This window comes from Limibacillus halophilus (genome assembly GCF_014191775.1).
Classification (GTDB): Bacteria; Pseudomonadota; Alphaproteobacteria; order Kiloniellales; family CECT-8803; genus Limibacillus; species Limibacillus halophilus.
On sequence record NZ_JACHXA010000017.1, the window covers coordinates 1 to 1982 of the forward strand.

General features: G+C 65.3%; 1 protein-coding gene and 1 pseudogene. One reads left to right on the plus strand and one right to left on the minus strand.

The window, feature by feature from the left end; all coding sequences use genetic code 11:
- The first annotated feature begins 82 nt into the window (after positions 1–82).
- Positions 83–850 carry a hypothetical protein gene (locus tag FHR98_RS16560; RefSeq protein WP_183417850.1) on the plus strand — a complete coding sequence of 256 codons (768 nt, stop codon included), beginning with the start codon at positions 83–85 and terminating at the stop codon, positions 848–850.
- Here the strand turns inward: FHR98_RS16560 and FHR98_RS16565 are convergent.
- Positions 829–1982 (minus strand): annotated as a pseudogene (locus FHR98_RS16565) (hypothetical protein); the annotation flags it as partial. The gene FHR98_RS16560 and the pseudogene FHR98_RS16565 overlap by 22 nt on opposite strands.

Here is a 1982-nt window from a genome sequence, read left to right on the forward strand (position 1 = left end):
CCGCGCCTTCACGCCTTTTTCTTGCCATATCAATGCTAGAATATAGGGGGCAGCAATACGCCTATAAGGGAGGCTTGACGTTATGCTATGGCCCCGGATGCCTTTACTGCTGTTATGCGCCCTTGTCCTGGTCGGGGCCGCGCCGCCGTCGGGTGTCCTGGCGCAGCCTTGGCCCGAGGCGCCGCCGGAGCCGGAAATCCACGCGCTCGGTCTGCCGACGGGCTGGCGCTACATTCATGGTGACGGGCGGCACAACAGCCCTTGTCTGGGCGACATGACCGCTGGCCTCGATTGCGTGGTGGATACCATGCATGCCTGCAGCGCCTGGCAGCCGCATAAGTTCGGACAGGGCGCGCCCGGCTACCCCTACGGCCCGGACTGGAAGGATTACTATCACCCGCTCTGTCAGCCACTGCGTTATACCCCCCACCATGCCCCCTTTGCCGAACCCCGGACCTTCTCCAACGCCTTCATGCGTCTTTTGGAGCCGGGGATTGGCCTGGTGATCTACCGAGCCCATGGCTTTGTCTTTCCCGACATCCGCTATGACGACGCGCCGCAGAATCCTTATCAGATCCGACGGGGAGACTTAATCGTCCTGCGGCTTGGCTTCATCTGCCGGGGGCCGGTGTCCTACGGCACCCTCTGGGAGGAGGCTTTGGCCGACGACCCCGACTTCACGACCTTGCGCGCGCGCCTGCCGGAAGATGACTGCTACGTGCCCTTTGGTCCCGCCTCGGTGGTGCTGCGCTGGACCGAAGGTCGCTGGTGGGCGGTGACAACGCGAACAGTACGCGAACGAAACCCCTGGCCCCTTCTGGAGGACTTCTACCGCTCGATCCGGAAGTGATCGGCCCGGGCCGCCTCGCCGAAGGAACTAGGACGCAGCTTACGCCGCTCGTCGGCTAGGTGATCCAGCAGCAGCTTGCGGCTCTTGGGATCAGCCGCCAGGTCCTTGTAGGCATCGATGCTGCCACTCCCGAAGACACCATCAGCGTTGATGGGGGCTTGGCCGACCTTAGCGCGCGTGGCGTTGATCGCGATCTGCACCACCCTGCCGATCTCGGCTTTGCCCTTGACGCTGCCGCGGAAGAAGGTATCGGCCAGGGCTGCGGCGGCCTCGGGGTCGCCGATGTAATCGAGGACGTCGCGACCGCGCATGTCCGGCTGGCCGATGCGCTGACCGATCGCCTCCGCCGCCGGGTTCCAATGGCCATCGAAGAAGACCTGATAAACCTGCACCCGCTGTTCCGGGGTCAGCGAGGCGGGGTCGCTCTTGGGATCGATGCCCAGCGCCCGGAAATCGGCCTTGGCGCGCTTGTCGTCATGCTCATGCAGCTCCTTCAAGGTATCCGGCGTGATGCCTGCAACGGTGTCGCCGTCGCTCTTAAGGCCGCCTTCCGCCGCCCAGACTTCACGAAAGGCGCGGTGCTGGCCTGCGCCGACCCCGGCCTTGTCCAGCGCATCCTGATGGGCCTGCCAGGCCTGAGGGTCGTCCGCCCGCGGCCGCTCCCCCACCCCAACGACATTGCCCTGGCTGTCCCTCAAGCGGGTGCGGAAGGTTGGCATCGGCTGGGTTGACGGCGCAGCACCCGGTGGAATCGCTTGCGCCACCTGCGGACTGTTTTCCGGTTCAGCGCCCCCGCTCTGCGCCTGCTGTCCCAAAGGCGCCGCCGCATCGCTTTGGATGCCGGTATCTGCGCTGGCGATCTGGATACCGTCTGCGAGGCCAGCCTGTCGGGCGCGGTCGGCCCCTTCCAGCGGAGCCTTGGTGGTCGGATTGGGGCCTTCCTCACCCTTCGAGACGGGGTCGTTCGACCCCTCCTCAGGGTGAGTATTGTTGCGACGGGTCGAAGACCCCTCAGGGTGAGGGGCCTTCAACCCTTTGCTGTTCTCCGTCTCACCTTCATCCTGAGGAGCCCTCGCAGAGGGCGTCTCGAAGGATGGCGAGGGCACGCTCTCCTCGCGGATGGCCTTCTCGC